This is a genomic window from Limnohabitans sp. (genome assembly GCF_044373035.1).
Taxonomy (GTDB): Bacteria; Pseudomonadota; Gammaproteobacteria; order Burkholderiales; family Burkholderiaceae_C; genus Limnohabitans_A.
This window is the reverse complement of sequence record NZ_JBILQU010000006.1, coordinates 43,897-62,775: the sequence shown is the minus strand read 5'-3', so window position 1 is coordinate 62,775 and position 18,879 is coordinate 43,897. Positions and strand designations below refer to the sequence as shown.

Annotated in this window: 16 protein-coding genes; 12 read left to right on the top strand and 4 right to left on the bottom strand. The window is 61.3% G+C overall.

What is annotated here, in order from left to right; all coding sequences use genetic code 11:
* The 4 genes from ACIQ47_RS02135 to ACIQ47_RS02120 all read left to right on the top strand — a co-directional run.
* On the top strand, positions 1-1,191 hold a 1,191-nt coding region (locus ACIQ47_RS02135), incomplete at its 5' end, for an O-acetylhomoserine aminocarboxypropyltransferase (RefSeq protein WP_396436615.1).
* A 2-nt stretch (positions 1,192-1,193) separates the two neighbouring features.
* Entirely contained in the window at positions 1,194-1,613 is a 420-nt protein-coding gene (locus ACIQ47_RS02130) for a GNAT family acetyltransferase (protein ID WP_396428849.1), read from the top strand.
* 13 nt (positions 1,614-1,626) lie between these two features.
* Entirely contained in the window at positions 1,627-2,445 is an 819-nt protein-coding gene (locus ACIQ47_RS02125; RefSeq protein WP_396428803.1) for an alpha/beta fold hydrolase, read from the top strand.
* Positions 2,446-2,486: 41 nt separating this feature from the next.
* Positions 2,487-3,815, top strand: a complete 1,329-nt coding sequence (locus tag ACIQ47_RS02120; RefSeq protein ID WP_396436614.1) for a cytochrome P450 — start codon at positions 2,487-2,489, stop codon at positions 3,813-3,815.
* Here ACIQ47_RS02120 and ACIQ47_RS02115 read toward each other — a convergent pair.
* Entirely contained in the window at positions 3,812-5,083 is a 1,272-nt protein-coding gene (locus tag ACIQ47_RS02115) for a YihY family inner membrane protein (protein ID WP_396436613.1), read from the bottom strand. The two genes, ACIQ47_RS02120 and ACIQ47_RS02115, sit on opposite strands and share 4 nt — an antisense overlap.
* A gap of 21 nt (positions 5,084-5,104) precedes the next feature.
* Between ACIQ47_RS02115 and ACIQ47_RS02110 the strand changes: the two genes are divergently transcribed.
* The 5 genes from ACIQ47_RS02110 to xth are packed head-to-tail and all read left to right on the top strand — an operon-like array spanning position 5,105 to position 9,167.
* Positions 5,105-5,536: a DUF2069 domain-containing protein gene (locus ACIQ47_RS02110; protein ID WP_396436612.1), complete on the top strand. Its 432-nt coding sequence runs from the start codon at positions 5,105-5,107 to the stop codon at positions 5,534-5,536.
* 40 nt (positions 5,537-5,576) lie between these two features.
* Positions 5,577-7,019, top strand: a complete 1,443-nt coding sequence (locus tag ACIQ47_RS02105) for an FAD-binding oxidoreductase (RefSeq protein ID WP_396436611.1) — start codon at positions 5,577-5,579, stop codon at positions 7,017-7,019.
* Positions 7,020-7,042: 23 nt separating this feature from the next.
* Positions 7,043-7,894 carry a thymidylate synthase gene (locus ACIQ47_RS02100; protein ID WP_396436610.1) on the top strand — a complete coding sequence of 284 codons (852 nt, stop codon included), beginning with the start codon at positions 7,043-7,045 and terminating at the stop codon, positions 7,892-7,894.
* Positions 7,894-8,388 carry a dihydrofolate reductase gene (locus ACIQ47_RS02095; protein ID WP_396436609.1) on the top strand — a complete coding sequence of 165 codons (495 nt, stop codon included), beginning with the start codon at positions 7,894-7,896 and terminating at the stop codon, positions 8,386-8,388. The genes ACIQ47_RS02100 and ACIQ47_RS02095 overlap by 1 nt, the downstream gene beginning before the upstream one ends.
* Complete coding sequence (xth, locus tag ACIQ47_RS02090) at positions 8,385-9,167, top strand: exodeoxyribonuclease III (protein ID WP_396436608.1); 783 nt, start codon at positions 8,385-8,387, stop codon at positions 9,165-9,167. Before ACIQ47_RS02095 ends, xth begins: the two co-directional genes overlap by 4 nt.
* Positions 9,168-9,184: 17 nt before the next feature.
* On the opposite strand, the gene ACIQ47_RS02085 is transcribed toward xth, so the two are convergent.
* On the bottom strand, positions 9,185-11,668 hold the full coding sequence (locus tag ACIQ47_RS02085; protein ID WP_396436607.1) for a DNA internalization-related competence protein ComEC/Rec2: 2,484 nt from the start codon (positions 11,666-11,668) through the stop codon (positions 9,185-9,187).
* Between the two features lie 238 nt (positions 11,669-11,906).
* Here ACIQ47_RS02085 and ACIQ47_RS02080 point away from each other — a divergent pair, with 238 nt between their 5' ends.
* Together ACIQ47_RS02080 and ACIQ47_RS02075 are read left to right on the top strand one after the other, a co-directional pair.
* Positions 11,907-12,365 carry a RidA family protein gene (locus ACIQ47_RS02080; RefSeq protein ID WP_396436606.1) on the top strand — a complete coding sequence of 153 codons (459 nt, stop codon included), beginning with the start codon at positions 11,907-11,909 and terminating at the stop codon, positions 12,363-12,365.
* A gap of 40 nt (positions 12,366-12,405) precedes the next feature.
* Positions 12,406-12,921 carry a DUF1993 family protein gene (locus tag ACIQ47_RS02075; protein WP_396436605.1) on the top strand — a complete coding sequence of 172 codons (516 nt, stop codon included), beginning with the start codon at positions 12,406-12,408 and terminating at the stop codon, positions 12,919-12,921.
* A 137-nt stretch (positions 12,922-13,058) separates the two neighbouring features.
* On the opposite strand, the gene parC is transcribed toward ACIQ47_RS02075, so the two are convergent.
* Entirely contained in the window at positions 13,059-15,422 is a 2,364-nt protein-coding gene (gene parC / locus ACIQ47_RS02070) for a DNA topoisomerase IV subunit A (protein ID WP_396436604.1), read from the bottom strand.
* An 86-nt stretch (positions 15,423-15,508) separates the two neighbouring features.
* Complete coding sequence (locus tag ACIQ47_RS02065) at positions 15,509-17,491, bottom strand: DNA topoisomerase IV subunit B (protein ID WP_396436603.1); 1,983 nt, start codon at positions 17,489-17,491, stop codon at positions 15,509-15,511.
* Between the two features lie 123 nt (positions 17,492-17,614).
* Here ACIQ47_RS02065 and ACIQ47_RS02060 point away from each other — a divergent pair, with 123 nt between their 5' ends.
* The gene (locus ACIQ47_RS02060; RefSeq protein ID WP_396436602.1) at positions 17,615-18,826 is read left to right on the top strand and encodes an MFS transporter; all 1,212 of its coding nucleotides are present in this window, start codon (positions 17,615-17,617) and stop codon (positions 18,824-18,826) included.
* Positions 18,827-18,879 lie beyond the last annotated feature (53 nt).

Sequence of the window (18,879 nt, the reverse complement as noted above, 5' to 3'; positions counted from 1 at the left end):
TTTGTGTTCGAGTCGAGTGACCAAGCAGCCGCCCTGTTCAACCTGGAGCGCCCTGGCCATGTTTACAGCCGCATCAGCAACCCCACCAACGCGGTGCTCGAGCAGCGCATCTCGGCTTTGGAGGGCGGCATCGGCGCCATCACCACCGCCAGCGGGCAAGCGGCTTTGCACCTGGCCATCGCCACCCTCATGGGCGCAGGCTCGCACATCGTGGCCTCTTCGGCTTTGTATGGCGGCTCACACAATCTGCTGCACTACACCCTGAGCCGGTTTGGTATCCGCACCACTTTTGTGAAACCCGGCGACCTGGACGCCTGGCGCGCCGCCGTGCAGCCCGATACCAAACTCTTTTTTGGCGAGACGGTGGGCAACCCCGGCATGGACGTGCTCGACATCGAAGCCGTCAGCGCCATCGCGCACGAGGCGGGCGTGCCCTTGCTGGTCGACTCGACGCTCACCTCGCCCTGGCTCATCAAACCTTTCGACCACGGGGCTGATCTGGTGTACCACTCGGCCACCAAATTTTTGTCGGGCCATGGCACGGTGGTGGGCGGCGTGGTGGTCGATGGCGGCAGTTTTGACTGGGACAAGTCGGGCAAGTTCGCCGAACTGAGCCAAGCCTACGAAGGCTTTCACAACATGGTGTTCAGCGAAGAAAGCACCGTGGGTGCGTTCTTGCTGCGCGCCCGGCGCGAGGGCCTGCGCGACTTTGGCGCTTGCATGAGCCCGCACACCGCCTGGTTGATTTTGCAAGGCATCGAGACCCTGCCCCTGCGCATGGCGCGCCACATGGAAAACACAGCCAAGGTGGTCGAATTTTTGGCCGAGCACCCGCTGGTCAGCCGTGTGGGCCACCCCATGCTGGAGAGCCACCCCTCTCACGCGCTGGCACAAAAGCTTTTGCCACGCGGCGCGGGCTCGGTGTTCAGCTTCGACATCCGGGGCTCTCGCGCCCAAGGCCAAAAGTTCATCGAAACCCTGAAAGTGTTCAGCCACCTGGCCAACGTGGGCGACTGCCGCAGCCTGGTGATCCACCCCGCCAGCACCACGCATTTCCGCATGAGCGACGAGGCCTTGGCCACCAGCGGCATTGGCGCCGGCACGATCAGGCTGTCGATTGGCCTGGAAGACCCGGCCGATTTGATGGATGACCTGAAAAAAGCCCTCAAGGCTGCTGAAAAGGCCTCATGACCATGCTCATCCGCGCCTACCAAAGCTCTGACGAAGCGGACGTGGTGGCCTTGTGGCAAGCCTGCGACTTGACCCGCCCCTGGAACGATCCCTACAAAGACATTGCCCGCAAGCTGCAAGTGCGTCCAGACCTGTTTTTGGTGGGTGAAGTGCAAGGCCGCTTGATGGCCAGTGCCATGTTTGGTTACGAAGGCCACCGAGGCTGGGTGAACTATCTGGCCATCTCGCCTGACCACCGAAGACAAGGCCACGCCAAGGCCATGATGCAGCTCGGCGAAGCCCTGTTGCTCGCCTCGGGCTGCCCCAAAATCAATTTGCAAGTGCGCGCCAGCAACGCCCAAGTGCTGGCTTTTTACCAATCTCTGGGCTATCTGGACGACCAGGTCGTCAGCATGGGCAAACGCCTGATCCCGGACCATTGAACACCCCCACAACATGCACATCCAACTGCCCACACACCCGCTGTACGCCTACACCGGCGGCAAGCCCTTCAACCCCGCGCAGCCCACCGCCGTGTTCATCCACGGCGTGCTCAATGACCACAGCGTCTGGATCTTGCAGACCCGCTACCTGGCGCACCACGGCTGGAATGTGCTGGCCATCGACTTGCCGGGCCACTGCAAAAGCGAAGGCACACCGCCGCAAAGCGTGGAAGAAGCCGCCGACACCGTCATCGCCTTGCTCGAGGCGATGAAAATCGACAAAGCCGCCTTGATCGGCCACAGCTTTGGCTCGCTGATCGCGCTGGAAGCCTCTGCCCGTGACGCGGCATCGCACCCGGGGCGCATCAGCCACTTGGTGATGGTGGGCACCGCCTACCCCATGGCGGTGTCGCCCGCTTTGCTCGACCTGTCGGTCAGCGCCCCCTTCAAGGCCATCGACATGGTCAACAGCTTCTCGCACTCCACGCTGGCACCACCGCCTTCTGCTTTGGGGCCTGGCACCTGGTTGTATGGCGGCAGCAAAGCGCTGATGCGCCGCGTGCTGGCCAGCAACACGCAGGTCAATGTCTTCCACACCGGCTTCAAGGCCTGCAACGACTACCGTGGTGCCGAGGCTGCCATGCCCCAGGTCGCCTGCCCCACCCTGTTTGTGTTGGGCAGCGCGGACCAGATGACGCCACCCAAGGCCGCGCAAAGTCTGATTGGCCTGTGCGCCAAGCCCAAAGTGGTCAAGCTGCCCGCAGGTCATTCGCTCATGACCGAAGCGCCCGAAGGCGTGTTGCAGGCGCTCAAGGATTTTTTGAAACCGTGAGCTGCACGGCCATTCGCACACAGGGGTGCGTTTTTTAAAACATGAACACACTGACTGCCCACATCACCCCGCCCTTGTCGGCCGAGAGGGCCCAGAAAATCGCCCAATCGCTGGACCTGCGGGCTTTGCCGCGCGACTTTCTGGACAACCCCTACCCGGTCTACGCCGCGCTGCGCGAGACCGAGCCCTTCAAGCGCATGCCCGATGGCTCGTATTTCCTGACGCGCCACGCCGATCTGGTGGCCGTGTACCGCGACGCCAAGGTCTTCAGCTCCGACAAACAAGTCGAGTTCGGCCCCAAATACAACCACGCTCCGTTCAACCAACCGCCGTTTGCCACCCCCGGTGGTCTGGCCCCGCTGTTCGAGCACCACACGAACAGCCTGGTCTTCAACGACCCGCCGCTGCACACCCGGGTGCGCCGTCTCATCATGGGCGGGCTGACCCGCCGCGCCATTGAAGCCATGGAGCCGGGCCTGGTGCTGTTGGTGGACAGCCTGCTGGACAAAATCGAGGCAAAACATGGCGGTGACCTGATCGAGGACTTCGCCTCGGCCATTCCGGTCGAGATCATCGGCAACCTGTTGGGTGTGCCGCACGCCGAGCGTGAGCCCCTGCGCGGTTGGTCGCTGGCCATTTTGGGCGCGCTGGAACCCGCCCTGAGCCCTGAGCAAGAATCGCTGGGCAACCGCAGCGTGACCGAGTTTCTGGCCTATCTGCGCGAGTTGGTGGCGCATCGCCGCCAACACCCGGGCGACCCGGAGCACGACGTGCTGACAAGGCTGATCCAGGGCGAGGAAAATGGCGATGCCCTGAGCGAAGTCGAACTGCTGCAAAACTGCGTGTTTTTGCTCAACGCCGGACATGAAACCACCACCAACCTGATCGGCAACGCGCTCATCAGCCTGCAGGAATGGCCCGAGCAGCGTGAACAACTGAAGGCCGACCTCAAGCAAGCGGCCACCGACGAAGAACGTGATCAGATCATGGGGCTCGCCGTGGACGAGTTCTTGCGGTTTGAATCGTCCAACCAACTGAGCAACCGCCGCGCCTTGCAGGCCACACAGGTCAATGGCGTCGATCTGCCTGCGGGCGCCTTGGTCACGCTGTGCATCGGCGCGGCCAACCGCGACCCGGCGGTGTACGACAACCCCGAACAACTGGACCTGCGCCGAACCGGCAACAAACATCTGGCCTTTGGCTTTGGCGTGCACCAATGCGCAGGCCTGAGCCTGGCGCGTTTGGAGGGGCGCATCGCCATTGGGCGGTTTTTGCAACGCTTTCCCGATGTCCAGCTCACCCAAGCGCCCGAGCGCGGCGGGCGGGCCCGGTTTCGCGGCTTTTTGCACGCCCCTTTTTCGATTCGTTAAATACCAGAAGACGAACCTTCAAGCTGCACTGCAGGCAGCAAGGATGCCAGCCGGACCTGGTCCAAACCGATTTGCACCCACAGCGGGTCGGCTGCCGAGGCGCGCAACACCAGCAAGCGATCGGCCAGCGGCGCCACAAGGGCTTGCGTTGGATCGATCAACAAAACCTGCCGGGCCTGGGCCTGGTCGTTTTGCTCGGTCAGACGGCCGACCCAGTCGAGCGCGTGCAAGACCACCAGAACTTGCTGCAACTCGCCCAGCTCCACCCGCAAGCGGGCGGCCAAAGCCCCGGCACTCCAGCCTCGCTGCTCAGTCAACTTGGCGGCATTCAGCTCGGCCAAGACCTCCAGGGCCAACCTGAAAGACCAGCCCGCGCCTTCAGGTTTGCGCCAATGCTCACGCCCCAACTCCGGTAAGCTGGACGCCAGCACCGCCCCCAGCAAGACCAACAGCCAGGTCACATAAATCCAGACCAGCAAAATCGGTACCGCAGCAAAGGCCCCGTAGACCAGTGAATAGGTGGGCACTTCCAGCAGATAAAAGGCCATGCCTTTTTTGGCCAACTCGAGCGACGCGGCCACCAAAAAACCGGCGGTGATGGCATGTCGCCAACGCACCCGGGTATAGGGGACATAAAAATACAAGCCACTCACACAGGCGGTCAGTAGCAAAAATTCAAAACTGTCGAGCACCCAGCGCACCGAGCCGGGCAAGACATCCACCACATCGCGCGACGCCGTCATGACATACGAGCTGATGGCCAGGCTCGCCCCCAACAACAACGGCCCCAGCGTGATGGAAGACCAATACAGCAACACCTTTTGCGGCAAGGGCCGCTGGCGCTGAACCCGCCAGATCTGCCCCAAAGTACGCTCGATCGTTACCATCAGAAATACCGCCGACAAAAGCACCGCCGCCAGACCCGCCGAGCCCAGGCGGCTGGCCTTGCGCGAAAATTGGTTCAGGTAACTGAGCACCTGCCGGGCAATGCTCTCGGGCACCAGACTCTCGACCAACCAGCGTTGCAGCATGTCCTGGAACTTGCCAAACACGGGAAAGGCTGAAAACACCGCCAAACCCAGCGCAAACAAGGGCACCAAGGCCAACACAGTGGTGAAGGTGAGCGAACTGGCACTGAGCCCCAAACGCGCGTCGCGAAAGCGTTCGGCCAAGACGCCGCCCATTTGTCGCCAGGGAAAATCCGACAGCTCTCGCCACCACAAACGGGTGTGTTCGATCAGGCCGGTCTTGGACAAGGAGGATTGCATGCCCGGTATGATGCCATCGCAATGAGTCCGAACCCCGAAACTTCCCCTCTCCCCCCCCAAGTAACAGCTCCAGCGGGCCTGGACCTGACGCGCTGGCTGGCCGTGGGCAGCTTGCTGGGCCTGATCGTGCTGGGCCTGGCCTGGGAAATCTGGCTGGCCCCTTTGCGCGATGGGGGCAGTTGGTGGGCCATCAAGGTGCTGCCCTTGTGCATCCCGGTGGCTGGCTTGCTGAAAAACCGGATGTACACCTACCGCTGGGTCAGCCTGTTGGTATGGCTTTATTTCACCGAAGGCGTGGTGCGCGCTTGGGGTGATGCTTGGCCGTCCTCAGGATTGGCCGCGCTGCAAACCTTGCTCTGCACCACCTTGTTTGTGGCGTGCGCGCTGCATGTGCGCATCCGCTTCAAGGCCGCGAAAGCCACGGGGAACTTTGTGCCCGCGCCCCGAGAATGAGCGGTTTGCGCCACAGCCTGTCTACTCACTTCTGACTGCCATGACCGAACTGACCCTTTCCCAAACCGCCCTGATCGCGCAGCTTCGCGCCCTCTGTGGCCATGCCAACGTACTCGCCCACGACGACCCGGGCGCTGACCTGAGCCCCTGGGAGCAAGACTGGCGCAAGCGCGTCAAGGGTCTTGCGCTTGCCGTGGTGCGCCCGGGCAACACCCAAGAAGTCGCCGCCGTGGTCAAGGCCTGCGCGGCGGCCAGGACGCCCATCGTGCCTCAAGGCGGCAATACCGGGCTGGTGGTGGGCGGCGTGCCCAATGGCTCGGGCACCCAGATCGTGCTGAGCATGACGCGCATGAACGCCGTGCGCGCCATCGACCCGGCCAACCTGACCATCACCGTGGAAGCCGGTTGCGTGCTGCAAAACCTGCAGACCGCCGCTGAGAATGCCGGATTTTTGTTCCCCCTGAGTTTGGGGGCGGAGGGCAGCTGCACCATCGGTGGTAACTTGGGCACCAACGCTGGGGGCACTCAAGTGGTGCGCTACGGCAATACCCGCGAGCTGTGCCTGGGCTTGGAAGTCGTCACCGCACAAGGTGACATCTGGCACGGCCTGACCGGGCTGCGCAAAGACAACACCGGCTACGACCTGCGCAACCTGATGATCGGCAGCGAAGGCACGCTGGGCATCATCACCGCCGCCTCCATGAAGTTGTACCCCCAGCCAGCGGCGCAGTTGACCGCTTGGGCTGCTGTGCCCAGCATGGCAGCGGCCGTACAGCTGCTGGGGTTGGCGCACCAGAACCTGGGGCCAGGTCTCACGGGCTTTGAGGTCATGGGCCAGTTCGCGTTGAGCCTGGTCGACAAACACTACCCGCAGCTGCGCGTGCCGCTTTGGCAAGCAACGCCTTGGTGCGTGCTGCTGGAGAACTCCGACAGCGAAAGCGAAAGCCACGCCCGGGGACAGTTTGAAGCCTTGCTCGAAGCCGCACTGCAAGCCGGCTGCATAACCGATGCCGTGGTCGCCGAAAACCTGACGCAAGCCAAAGGGCTGTGGCACATCCGCGAAACCATCACCCTGGCCCAGGTGCAAGAGGGCCTGAACATCAAACACGACATCAGCATCCCGGTCTCTCTCATCCCGGCCTTTGTGGACGAGACCGACGCCCTGCTGGCGCGCGAAGTGCCCGGCGTGCGTCTGGTCGACTTTGGCCACTTGGGCGACGGCAACCTGCACTACAACGTGCAAGCCCCCCAAGGGGCCGATGAAAAAGCCTTCTTGCACGACTTTGAAGACAAAGTGAACACCCTGGTGTTTGACCAGGTGCTCAAATTCAAGGGCTCGATCAGCGCCGAGCACGGTGTTGGCGAACTCAAAGTGGGCAAGTTGCCGTTGTACAAAGACCCCACTGCCCTCGCCATGATGCGGGCCGTGAAAAAAGCGCTGGACCCGCAGAACATCATGAATCCGGGGCGCGTTCTGGCCTGAATCACCCTTTAAACTTGCTCACCATGAACTCCCCTGTCCGCCCACTTCACCGCCCTGTTCGCAGCCAGTACGAAGACTTCATGCGCCACGTCTACACGACAGGCGTGCTGAAGGGCGACCGCACCGGCACCGGCACGCGCAGCGTGTTTGGCCACCAGATGCGGTTTGATTTGAACGAGGGCTTTCCGCTGGTCACCACCAAAAAGGTGTTTTTACGGGCCATCATCGTGGAGCTGCTGTGGTTTTTGCGTGGCGACAGCAACGTGAAATGGCTGCAAGAGCGTGGCTGCACCATCTGGGACGAATGGGCCCGCGAAGATGGCTCTTTGGGCCCGGTTTACGGCGTTCAGTGGCGCAGCTGGCCCAAACCTGGTGGCGGCCACATCGACCAGATTCAGCAGGTCATGGACACGCTCACAAACAACCCCGATTCGCGCCGCATCATCGTGAGCGCCTGGAACGTGGCCGAACTGGACCAAATGGCCCTCATGCCTTGCCATGCGTTCTTCCAGTTCTATGTGGCCCCACCGCAAAACCCCGGCGAAAAAGCCAAACTCAGCTGCCAGCTGTACCAGCGCAGCGCCGACATCTTTTTGGGCGTGCCCTTCAACATCGCCAGCTATGCGCTGCTGACCCACATGGTGGCGCAGCAATGCGACATGGACGTGGGCGACTTCATCTGGACCGGTGGGGATTGCCACATTTACAGCAATCACCACGAACAGGTCGAACTGCAATTGAGCCGCACCCCCATGGCCTACCCGACGCTCAACATCAAGCGCAAGCCCTCGTCGATCCTGGATTACGAATTCGAGGACTTCGAAGTGGTGGGTTACGAATGCCACCCCGCCATCAAGGCCCCTGTCGCGGTCTGATGAAGCTGCACCTGATTTATGCCCGCGCCCGCAACGGCGTGATCGGCAAAGACAATCAAATGCCCTGGCACCTGGCCGAGGACTTGGCGCACTTCAAGCGCGTCACGCTCGGGCAGCCGGTCATCATGGGCCGCAAGACTTGGGACTCGCTGCCTGCGCGGTTTAGGCCGCTGCCAGGGCGATTGAACATCGTCATCACACGCCAAAGCGACTGGCAAGCCAAAGGCGCATGGCGTGCAGCCTCCTTGGATGACGCCATGCGCCTGTGCGGTGACGCGCCCGATGCGTGGATCATGGGCGGTGCCGAGATCTACCGCCAAGCCGAGCCCCTGGCCAGCACGGCGGTGGTGACCGAGATCGATGCAGACTTTGAAGGCGACGCCTTCGCGCCCGAACTGGGTGCTCAGTGGCAAGAGGTGCAACGCGAACAACACACCACGACAAGCGGCTTGGGCTTTGCTTTCGTCACCTACCAACACAACATCAAGTCATGAAAATTGCCACCTGGAATGTGAACTCCTTGTCTGTGCGTCTGGCGCAAGTGCTGGACTGGCTGGCCGCCCACCCAACCGAGGTGCTGGCCTTGCAAGAACTCAAGCTCACGGACGACAAATTCCCTGTGGCAGCTTTCACCGAGGCAGGTTACCAAGCCCAGTGGTTTGGCCAAAAAACCTACAACGGCGTGGCGCTGATCTCCAAAGCCGAAGGCGCGGAGGTGGTCAAAAACATCCCCGGCTTTGCAGACGACATGTCGCGCGTGATCACCGCCACCTACCCCGATGGGGCGGGTGGCACGGTGCGGGTGATCGGTGCTTATTTCCCGAATGGCCAAGCACCGGACAGCGATAAATTTGTCTACAAAATGCGCTGGATTGATGCCTTGCGCGATTGGGTGCAAAGCGAGATGAAAAAGCACCCGAACTTGGTGCTCACGGGCGACTTCAACATCACCTTTGACGAACTCGACATGTGGGACCCGGTGGGCCTGGCGGGCACCATCCACTGCACCGTGGCCGAGCGTGAAAAACTGCAAGCCCTGACCGATTTGGGCCTGACTGACAGCTTTCGACTGTTTGAGCAGCCCGAGAAAAGCTACAGCTGGTGGGACTACCGCGAGTTTGCATTCCGCCGCAACCGGGGCCTGCGCATCGACCACATCCTGATTTCACAAGCCCTCAAAGCACGCGCCAGCGCCTGCGTCATCGACCGCGCCCCCCGCAAAAACGAGCGGCCCAGCGACCACACGCCTGTGGTGCTGACGCTGTCCGAGTGAGCTGCTGACCACCAGGATCAGGGAGGCACGGTGTGGTGCCAATACCGCCGAGCCCCATCCCTTTCACAGTGCACCGCCTCGGGTTTTGAGCTGACCCAGCGCGCAGCGCCACAGCGGGTGTTTTCAACCAAATCAATGCCCAACGCCCTGTAACGCTGAACCACAGGCTCTGCCGGATGGCCGTAACGGTTGCGGTAGCCGGCTTGAACCACGGCCACTTGGGGCTTCAAGGCTTCGATGAATGGGCCAGTGGACGATGTTTTGCTGCCATGGTGTGGCACCAAGAGCAGGTTCACGGGCTCAAGGCCTGACGCCACCAGGGCCAACTCTTGCGGGGCCTCAATGTCACCCGCCAACAAAGCCGAGGCTGTGCCGTGGCTGATGCGCAGCACACAGCTGAGCGCATTGGGCTTGGTTTTTTTGTCCAAGGGCGCGCCAGTCACTTGTTCAGGCGGATGCAGGATCTCAAAAAGCACCCCATCCCAGACCCAGGATTGTCCGGCTTGGCAGCGCGTCCAGCCCGGCCGCAGGCTGTGCAATCGGTGGCCCTCTTCCAAAGAAGACCACAGCGCCGCTTGAGGCTGCATGGCCAGCACCGCCGCCGCCCCCCCCGTGTGGTCGCTGTCTCGATGACTCAGCATCAAGGTATCAATGCGCTCGCCCATCTGCGCAAGCAAGGGCACCAACACCCGGTGCCCCGCATCACTTTCGGGTGAATAACTTGGCCCTGCGTCGTACAGCAAGCTGTGCTGTGCGGTTCGCACCAGCACCGCATTGCCCTGGCCCACATCAGCGGCCAGCAACTCAAAAGTGCCCGCCGCAGGTCTGGGCGCTTGCCAAAAAAGAACGGGCCACAGCAGCGGCAGGCAGAGCAACTTCCAGGACAAGGGCGCTTTGAGCACCAGCACCACGGCGCCAAACAAGGCCAAAGCAGCGAAGCCCCAAGGTGCCATGGCCATAGACACAGAGGACATGGGCCATGAAGCCATCCAAGTCAACACCACCGACAGCGGTTGCAAAGCCCAAACCGCCAAATCCCAAGCGCCCGACCACGCCACCCCCAGCATGGCCAAGGGCGTGACCAAGAAAGTCACCCAGGGTATGGCCAGCAAATTGGCCAGCAACCCCACCAAAGAAACCTGCCCAAAAAATAACAATCCAAGTGGTGCCAAGGCGACTGTGACAATGAACTGCTCCCGAACCAAAGCCCCAGCACGTCTTGACCAAACTCTTGACCAAACCGGATGTTTTTCTCCCGGCTCCCAAGCATGGCCCGTCGCCATCAAAATCCCCACAGCCACAAAACTGAGCCAAAAGCCCGGCTGCAACATGGCCCAAGGGTCCCAGGTCAGCACCACCGCCCCGGCCAAAGCCCAGACCAATGGCCCAGGCCAAAGCCGGGCCGACAGTTTGAGCAGCACCACCACCGCCAACATCCACATCGTGCGCTGCGCGGGCACCCCCCAGCCGCTGAACAAGGCATAAAAACCCGCCAGCACAAGCCCGGCCAAAGCCCCCACCTGAGGGGCGGGCCAACGCAAGGCCCCGACAAATCCCCAAGGCACCGACCGTCGCCAGCCCCAAGCCACGACCAGCGAAGCCAGCCAGGCGAACATGGTCACATGCAGACCTGAAATGCTCATCAAATGGGCCACCCCGGTGGCCCGAAAGAGGTCCCAATCGCTTCGCTCGATGGCGGCCTGATCGCCCGTGACCAAGGCGGCGATCACGCCACTGTGTTGGGCTGACGATGCACCACCTGGCACCGCGGCCAGATGGGTCAGCAAACGATCCCGAACCGACTGCCTCCAGCTTTCTATCGGGTGACGCCCCGTGCTGGCCAGCCGCTCTGGGCTCGGGTCTTTGACGCCTGTTTTGACATACCCGGTGGCCCGAATATTTTGCTCCCACAGCCACAGCTCGTAATCAAAACCCCTGGGGTTCAGATGGCCGTGAGGCGCTTTCAAGCGGACACGCAGTCGCCATCGCTCACCCGCCTTCACCGGCTCGGGCAATGCCGACAAGTTCCATCCGCTGTCGTGTCTGCCATCTTGCCCGTACCACCCCAAATACACCTGCGAGGGCAGTTCGGTGTCCATGTCGATCGCCCGGTTTTGACCTGATTGATCAACCCGCCAGGCTTGCTCAATGCGAAAACGAAAACGCCACCCCACGTCTTGCCGCTGCGGCATGGCTTGCACCACACCCACCACATCCAAATCTTGGCCCTCCAACGCGGGGTCGATGGCCAACGACCGCGACAGCGCATGCAGACCCGTGACAGCAAACGAAAGACAAACCAACACGCCCCCCACAAGGAGGGTTCTGGGCCTAAAGGTCGGGTATCGGCGGTGGATCCAACAACCTGCGCCACCCGCCAAGGACGCCAGTGAGACATAAGCCGAAACAGCCCAAAGTGTCTCTTGCTGCAGTTGCAAAGCGATTCCAGCACACCAAGCAACCAGGGCAAATAACCAACCTTGTCCTGTGCGCGTGCTCATGGACAAACCTGTGGGATGAAAGTTGGGCTGGGACGCAGACTTGAATTGAGGTTCATGACAGCCTCCCTGAATGGGCTGGTGGTGGGAATCGCTCGGTAGTGATGCAAAGCGTACTTTTTACAACAGTTTAGACAGGTCTCATGCCCTTTGTCTTGATCAGCGCGCGAATGCGTTTCGGCGACAATCCCAACACTGGCCTCAGGTCAGCGCCGATCCACCCACACCAAGAGCCCACAACATGAACGTCTATGACACCCTGAAGTCCCTGAACATTGAGCTCCCTCCCGTGGCCCTACCTGCTGCGGCCTATGTCCCTTTTGTGCAAACCGGCAACCTGGTCTTTTTGTCGGGCCACGTTGCCAAAAAAGACGGCAAAGCGTGGGTGGGGCAACTGGGCAAGAACATCGACACCCCCGAAGGCCAGAGAGCTGCGCGTGCCGTGGCCATTGACCTGATGGGCACCCTGCACGCGGCCGTGGGCGATCTGAACAAGGTCAAGCGCATTGTCAAAGTGATGAGCCTGGTCAACTCCACCGGCGACTTCACCGAACAGCACCTGGTCACCAACGGCTGCAGCGAATTGTTGGGGCAGGTTTTCGGACCCCAAGTGGGTGCCCATGCCCGCAGCGCCTTTGGTGTTGCGCAAATCCCCATGGGCGCTTGCGTTGAGATCGAACTGATCGCCGAGATCAATTGAACGACCTAATCCCATTCGCATTTTTTAAAAGAGAAACACCATGACCATTTCCATGTCCAGCGCCACCCTGCCCGTCTGCACCCGCATGCTCACCAACCTGGGCCACATTCTGGCCAAGGCCGAGCAGTTTGTAGAAGCCAAAAAGATCGACCCCACGGCGCTGACCACCTACCGATTGGCGCCGGACATGCTCCCTTTCACACGCCAGGTGCTGATCGCCTGCGATGCGGTTAAAAACGGCGTGGCCCGTTTGAGCGGAGTCGAAGCGCCCAAGTTTGACGACACCGAAACCACCCTGGCCCAGCTGCAAGAACGCATCCTCAAAACCCTGGCCTTCATCGCTACCGTGCCCGCCTCTGCACTGGACGGCACCGAAGACAAAGAAATCACCTTTCCGGCAGGCCCTGGCAAAACCCGCACCCTCAACGGGCAAAACTACCTGACGGGCTGGATGCTGCCCAACATGTACTTCCACATCACCACGGCCTACACCATCCTGCGCCACAACGGGGTTGAAGTGGGCAAGATCGATTACCTGCTGGGTGCTCAGGGCTGAACTGGGAGCTCAGGGCTGAGTTGGCGATGACAGGCCTGATTGTCCCCACAGCCCGTGTCCAAAGCTGTGGAAAAGTGCAGGGACAAGCCGCCAAAGGCCCGACCAGCATGGGCTGACGGGGCGTGCTTAAAAAAGCATCACTCTACCCGCGTCACCCGATTCGGCTTGAAGCCCAGATCCGCCACTTTGCCCTTCTTGGCCCGCGCCACTTTGGCATTGTTCAGGCTGCGGATTTCCAGCGTTTCTTCTCGCGCTTTGCCACCGCGCCCAATGCCTTCGATCTTGATGCTGCGGGTATAGGCCGCAGCACCGGCCAAGCTGTCTTTGGCCTCCAGGTCGATCAGCATCAGGCCCCGTCCGCCTTTTTCCATGGTCTTGAGTTCGTTGATCTCAAAGGTCAAGACACGGCCGCCCGTACTGGCACAGCACACGCTGGTCGCTGCAGGCATGGGCAGCTTGTCGGCAGGCACGGTGGCGCTGGAGCCGCTCACATGGCTGGGGGCGCAGACGGTTTCGCCGTCGCCCAGGCTGATGAAAGCCTTGCCCGCTTTGTTGCGCGAGATCATGTTCTCGACCGAAGCCAAGAAGCCGTAGCCGCCCGAGCCACTCAACAGCAGCATGGCGTTGGCGGGGCCTGCAAAGTAGTGGGCAATTTGCGTGGTGGGCTCCAGCTCGATCAGCGTGGTCACAGGCTGCCCGTCGCCTCTTGCGCCGGGCAAGGTGGCCACAGGCACGCTGTAGACGCGGCCGTTACTGCCCATGATGATGAGCGTGTCCACCGTGCGGCACTCAAAGGTGCCGTACAGGCCGTCGCCCGCCTTGAAGGCAAAGCTCGTGGCGTCGTGGCCGTGGCCAGTGCGGGCACGCACCCAGCCTTTTTCCGACACGACCACCGTCACCGGCTCGTCCACCACCTTGACTTCGGCGATGGCTTTTTTCTCTTCCTGGATCAAGGTGCGTCGCGGGTCGGCAAAAGTCTTGGCGTCGGCTTCGATCTCCTTGACCATCAGGCGGCGCAGCGCGGCGGGGCTGCCCAAAATTTCTTCCAGCTTTCCTTGTTCACCGCGCAGTTCACTCAGCTCTTGCTCGATCTTGATGGCCTCAAGTCGCGCCAGTTGGCGCAGGCGGATTTCGAGGATGTCTTCGGCCTGGCGATCGCTCAAGCGGAAGGCCTCGATCAGCGCCGGCTTGGGCTCGTCGCTGTGGCGGATGATGCGGATCACCTCGTCGATGTTGAGCAAGACCAGCTGACGGCCTTCCAGAATGTGGATGCGGTCCAGCACTTTGTTCAAGCGGTGCTGGCTGCGGCGGGTGATGGTGGTCTGACGAAAGCTGATCCACTCCACCAACATCTGGCGCAGCGACTTTTGAATCGGCTTGCCGTCGATGCCCACGGACGTCATGTTGATCGGTGCCGAGGTTTCCAGGCTGGTGTGCGCCAGCAAGGCGGTGATGAGTTCTTGCTGCAGGGTGCGGCTGGTCTTGGGCTCGAACACCAGGCGCACGGCGGCGTCTTTGCTCGATTCGTCGCGCACCACGTCCAGCACCGCCAGCATGCTGGCTTTGAGCTGCAACTGGTCGGTGCTGAGCGCTTTTTTACCGGCTTTGACTTTGGGGTTGGTGAGTTCTTCGATCTCTTCGAGCACGCGCTGCGAGCTGACACCTTGCGGCAATTCGGTCACTACCAGTTGCCACTGGCCCCGGGCGAGTTCTTCGATCTTCCAGCGGGCACGCACTTTGAGGCTGCCGCGACCGGTGCGGTAAGCGTCGGCGATGTCGCTGGCCGGGCTGATGATCTGACCACCACCAGGGTAGTCGGGGCCGGGGATGATGGCCATCAACTCGCCGTCGCTCAGCTTGTCGTTCTTGATCAAGGCGACGCAAGCGTCGGCCACTTCGCGCAGGTTGTGGCTGGGGATTTCGGTGGCCAGGCCGACAGCGATGCCGCTGGCGCCATTGAGCAAGCTGAAGGGCAAGCGGGCGGGCAGCTGGCGCGGCTCTTCGGTGGAGCCGTCGTAGTTGGGGATGAAGTCCACCGTGCCCATGTCGATCTCATCCAGCAGCAAACTGGTGATGCGCGACAAACGCGCTTCGGTGTAACGCATGGCGGCCGCGCCGTCGCCGTCACGCGAGCCGAAGTTGCCCTGCCCGTCGATCAGCGGGTAGCGCTGCGAAAAGTCTTGCGCCATGCGCACCAGCGCGTCATACGCCGCTGTATCACCGTGTGGGTGGTAGCGGCCCAGCACATCGCCCACCACGCGGGCGCTTTTGACGGGCTTGGCGGCGGTGTTGTTGTTGGGGCCGCTGTACGACAGACCCATGCGGTCCATCGAATACAAAATGCGCCGCTGCACCGGCTTTTGGCCGTCGCACACATCGGGCAAGGCGCGGCCTTTGACGACGGACAGCGCGTATTCGAGGTAGGCACGCTGGGCGTAGGCGCCCAGGTGGTCGCCTTCGGGGGCGGCTGGGGTTTCGGGGGTCAACAGGTCAGTGGTCATGGCAATGGTTTTGTAGGTCGGAGCTTTAGCTCCGACGTGGGGTGCGCACACATTTGTCGGAGCTGAAGCTCCGACCTACAAGAAATTCAAACGTCGATTTCGATGCTGTCGCCGTGCAGTTCCATCAGCTCGCGGCGGGCGGCGGCTTCGCCTTTGCCCATCAGCTGGGTCATCAGGTTTTCGGTGCCCGCGTTGTCCAGTGGGCCCAACTCGATCGGCAGCAAGCGGCGCGTGTCGGGGTTGAGCGTGGTGTCCCACAGCTGCTCGGCGCTCATCTCGCCCAGACCCTTGAAGCGGCTGATGCTCCAGCCACCTTCTTTCACGCCGTCTTTGCGCAGCTTGTCGATGATGGCGGTGAGTTCGCCGTCGTCCAGCGCATAAGCTTTGGATGCGGGCTTTTTGCCGCGTGCCGGTGCATCGACGCGGAACAGCGGCGGCCGCGCCACATACAAATGACCGGTTTCGATCAGCTTGGGGAAATGCCGGAAGAACAAGGTCAGCAGCAGCACCTGGATGTGCGAGCCGTCCACGTCCGCGTCGGACAAGATGCAGACCTTGCCGTAGCGCAGGTTGCTCATGTCAGGGTTGTCGTTGGGCCCGTGCGGGTCCACGCCGATGGCCACCGAGATGTCGTGGATTTCGTTGTTGGCAAACAGGCGGTCGCGGTCCACTTCCCAGGTGTTGAGCACCTTGCCGCGCAGGGGCAAGATGGCCTGGCACTCTTTGTTGCGGCCCATCTTGGCGCTGCCACCGGCCGAGTCGCCCTCGACCAAAAACACCTCGTTGTGCAGGATGTCTTTGCTCTCGCAATCGGTCAGTTTGCCGGGCAGCACGGCCACGCCGGAGCTCTTGCGCTTTTCGACCTTCTGGCCCGCTTTTTGGCGGGTTTGCGCGGCCTTGATGGCCAGCTCGGCCAGCTTTTTGCCGTGGTCCACATGCTCGTTGAGCCACAACTCCAAAGCCGGGCGCACAAAGCTGGAGACCAGGCGCACCGCGTCGCGCGAGTTCAGGCGCTCCTTGATCTGGCCCTGAAACTGCGGGTCGAGCACTTTGGCGCTCAGCACATAGCTGGCACGCGCAAACACGTCTTCGGGCATGAGCTTGACGCCTTTGGGCAGCAAGCCGTGCAACTCGATGAAACTCTTGACAGCGGTGAACAGGCCGTCGCGCAAGCCGCTGTCGTGTGTGCCGCCCGCGCTGGTGGGAATCAGGTTGACGTAGCTCTCACGCACCGGCGCACCGTCTTCGGTGAAAGCCACCGCCCACGAAGCGCCCTCGCCTTCGGCAAAGCTGTCGTGGTTCGCATCGGCAAAGCCTTCACCTTCAAAAATCGGAATGACCGGGTCGCCATTCAGGGTTTGCGTCAGGTAGTCGCGCAGCCCTGCTTTGTATTGCCATTGCTGGGTTTCCTTGGTTTTCTCGTTCAGCAAAGTCACCGTCACGCCCGGCATCAGCACCGCTTTGCTGCGCAGCAGGTGGGTCAGCTCGTTCATGGGCAGAGCGCTGGATTCAAAATATTTGGCGTCGGGCCAGGCGCGCACCGTGGTGCCTTGCTTGCGGTCGCCTTCGCCTGACTTGCGGGTGACCAAAGGCTCTGTCACATCGCCGCCCGAAAAGACCAGGCTGGCCACTTGGCCTTCACGGTAGCTGGTGGCCTCCAGCCGTTTGGACAGCGCATTGGTCACCGAAACGCCCACGCCGTGCAAACCGCCCGAGAAGCTGTAGGCACCGCCCTTGCCCTTGTCGAACTTGCCGCCCGCATGCAGTCGGGTGAACACCAGCTCGATCACGGGGGCGTTTTCTTCGGGGTGCAGGCCAAAGGGAATGCCCCGGCCATCGTCTTCGATGCTGACCGAGCCGTCCAAGTGCAGGATGACTTTGATCTTTTTGCCGTAACCCGCCAGCGCCTCGTCGGCGGCGTTGTCCAGCACTTCTTGAATGATGTGCAGCGGGTTGTCGGTGCGGGTGTACATGCCCGGGCGTTGTTTGACGGGCTCGAGGCCCTTGAGGACTCGAATCGAGCCTTCGGAGTACTCGGTGGGAATTTTGACAGTTGATTGGGTGACCATGGAGGCGGATTGTAGTGGGATTTACGAAGGCTTACTGGATGCATAGACAGTGGTTAAGGCGCAACAAATGAGCGAGGCATCTGCGAGACGGCTGATGTCCAAGCAATTGGTTAAAGTCGGGAGATGCAAAACAAACCCCTGTCTCTAACCCAGGTACTCCTTTGTGGTGCGGCCATCGTCACCCTGTCGATGGGCATTCGCCACGGCTTTGGCTTGTGGCTGCAGCCCATCACCCAGGCCCAAGGCTGGGGACGTGAAGAATTCGCCTTTGCCATGGCCATCCAAAACCTCTCTTGGGGTTTCATGGGCATTTTTGCGGGCATGGTGGCCGACAAGTTTGGCGCGTTTCGCGTGATTGCCTTGGGCGCCGTGGTCTACGGCGTAGGCCTGTTGGGCATGGCCTGGGCTACTGACCCTTGGGTGTTCGCGCTGTTTACCGGGGTGATCATTGGCACCGCCCAAGCCGGGACTACCTATGCCGTGATTTATGGTGTGATCGGCCGCAATGTACCCGCTGAGCGCCGCTCTTGGGCCATGGGCATTGCAGCAGCCGCCGGCAGTTTTGGTCAGTTTTTGATGGTGCCTGTCGAGGGCTTGCTGATCAGCCAAATGGGCTGGCAAACCGCTTTGGTCATTTTGGCTGCGGCAGCGATGCTGATCATCCCGCTGGCTTGGGGTCTGCGCGAACCTGCACTGAACGGGCCCGGCCAAGTCAAGCGAGACCAAACCATTGGCCAGGCTTTGAAGGAAGCCTTCAAGTACCCCAGTTTTCAGCTGCTGATGGCGGGCTATTTCGTGTGCGGATTTCAGGTGGTGTTCATTGGCGTGCACATGCCCAGCTACCTCAAAGACCACGGCCTGGCCCCGCAGGTGGCCAGTTATGCGCTGGCCCTGATCGGCCTGTTCAACGTGTTTGGCACTTACATCGCAGGCACCATGGGCCCCCAAATTGCCAAGAAAAATATCCTGGTTTCCATCTACATTGGCCGCTCAGTGGCCATCACTTTGTTTTTGCTGGCGCCGCTCACGCCCACCAGTGTTTACATTTTCTCGGCCGTCATAGGCTTGTTGTGGCTGTCTACTGTACCGCCCACCAACGCGGCTGTGGCTCAAATTTTTGGCGTCGCACACTTGTCCATGCTCAGCGGCTTCATCTTTTTCGGCCACCAAATTGGCTCGTTCATGGGCGTGTGGCTGGGCGGGTATTTATACGACAAAACCGGCAGTTACGATGTCGTTTGGTACTTGGCCATTGCCTTGGGCATTTTTGCAGCCTTGGTCAATCTCCCGGTACGTGAAAGCCCCATCATCCGTAACCCCCCTCAAACCACATGAGCACCCGGCAAACCTGGCTGTTGCTGGGGGCTGCAGCCCTGGGCCTGACGTTC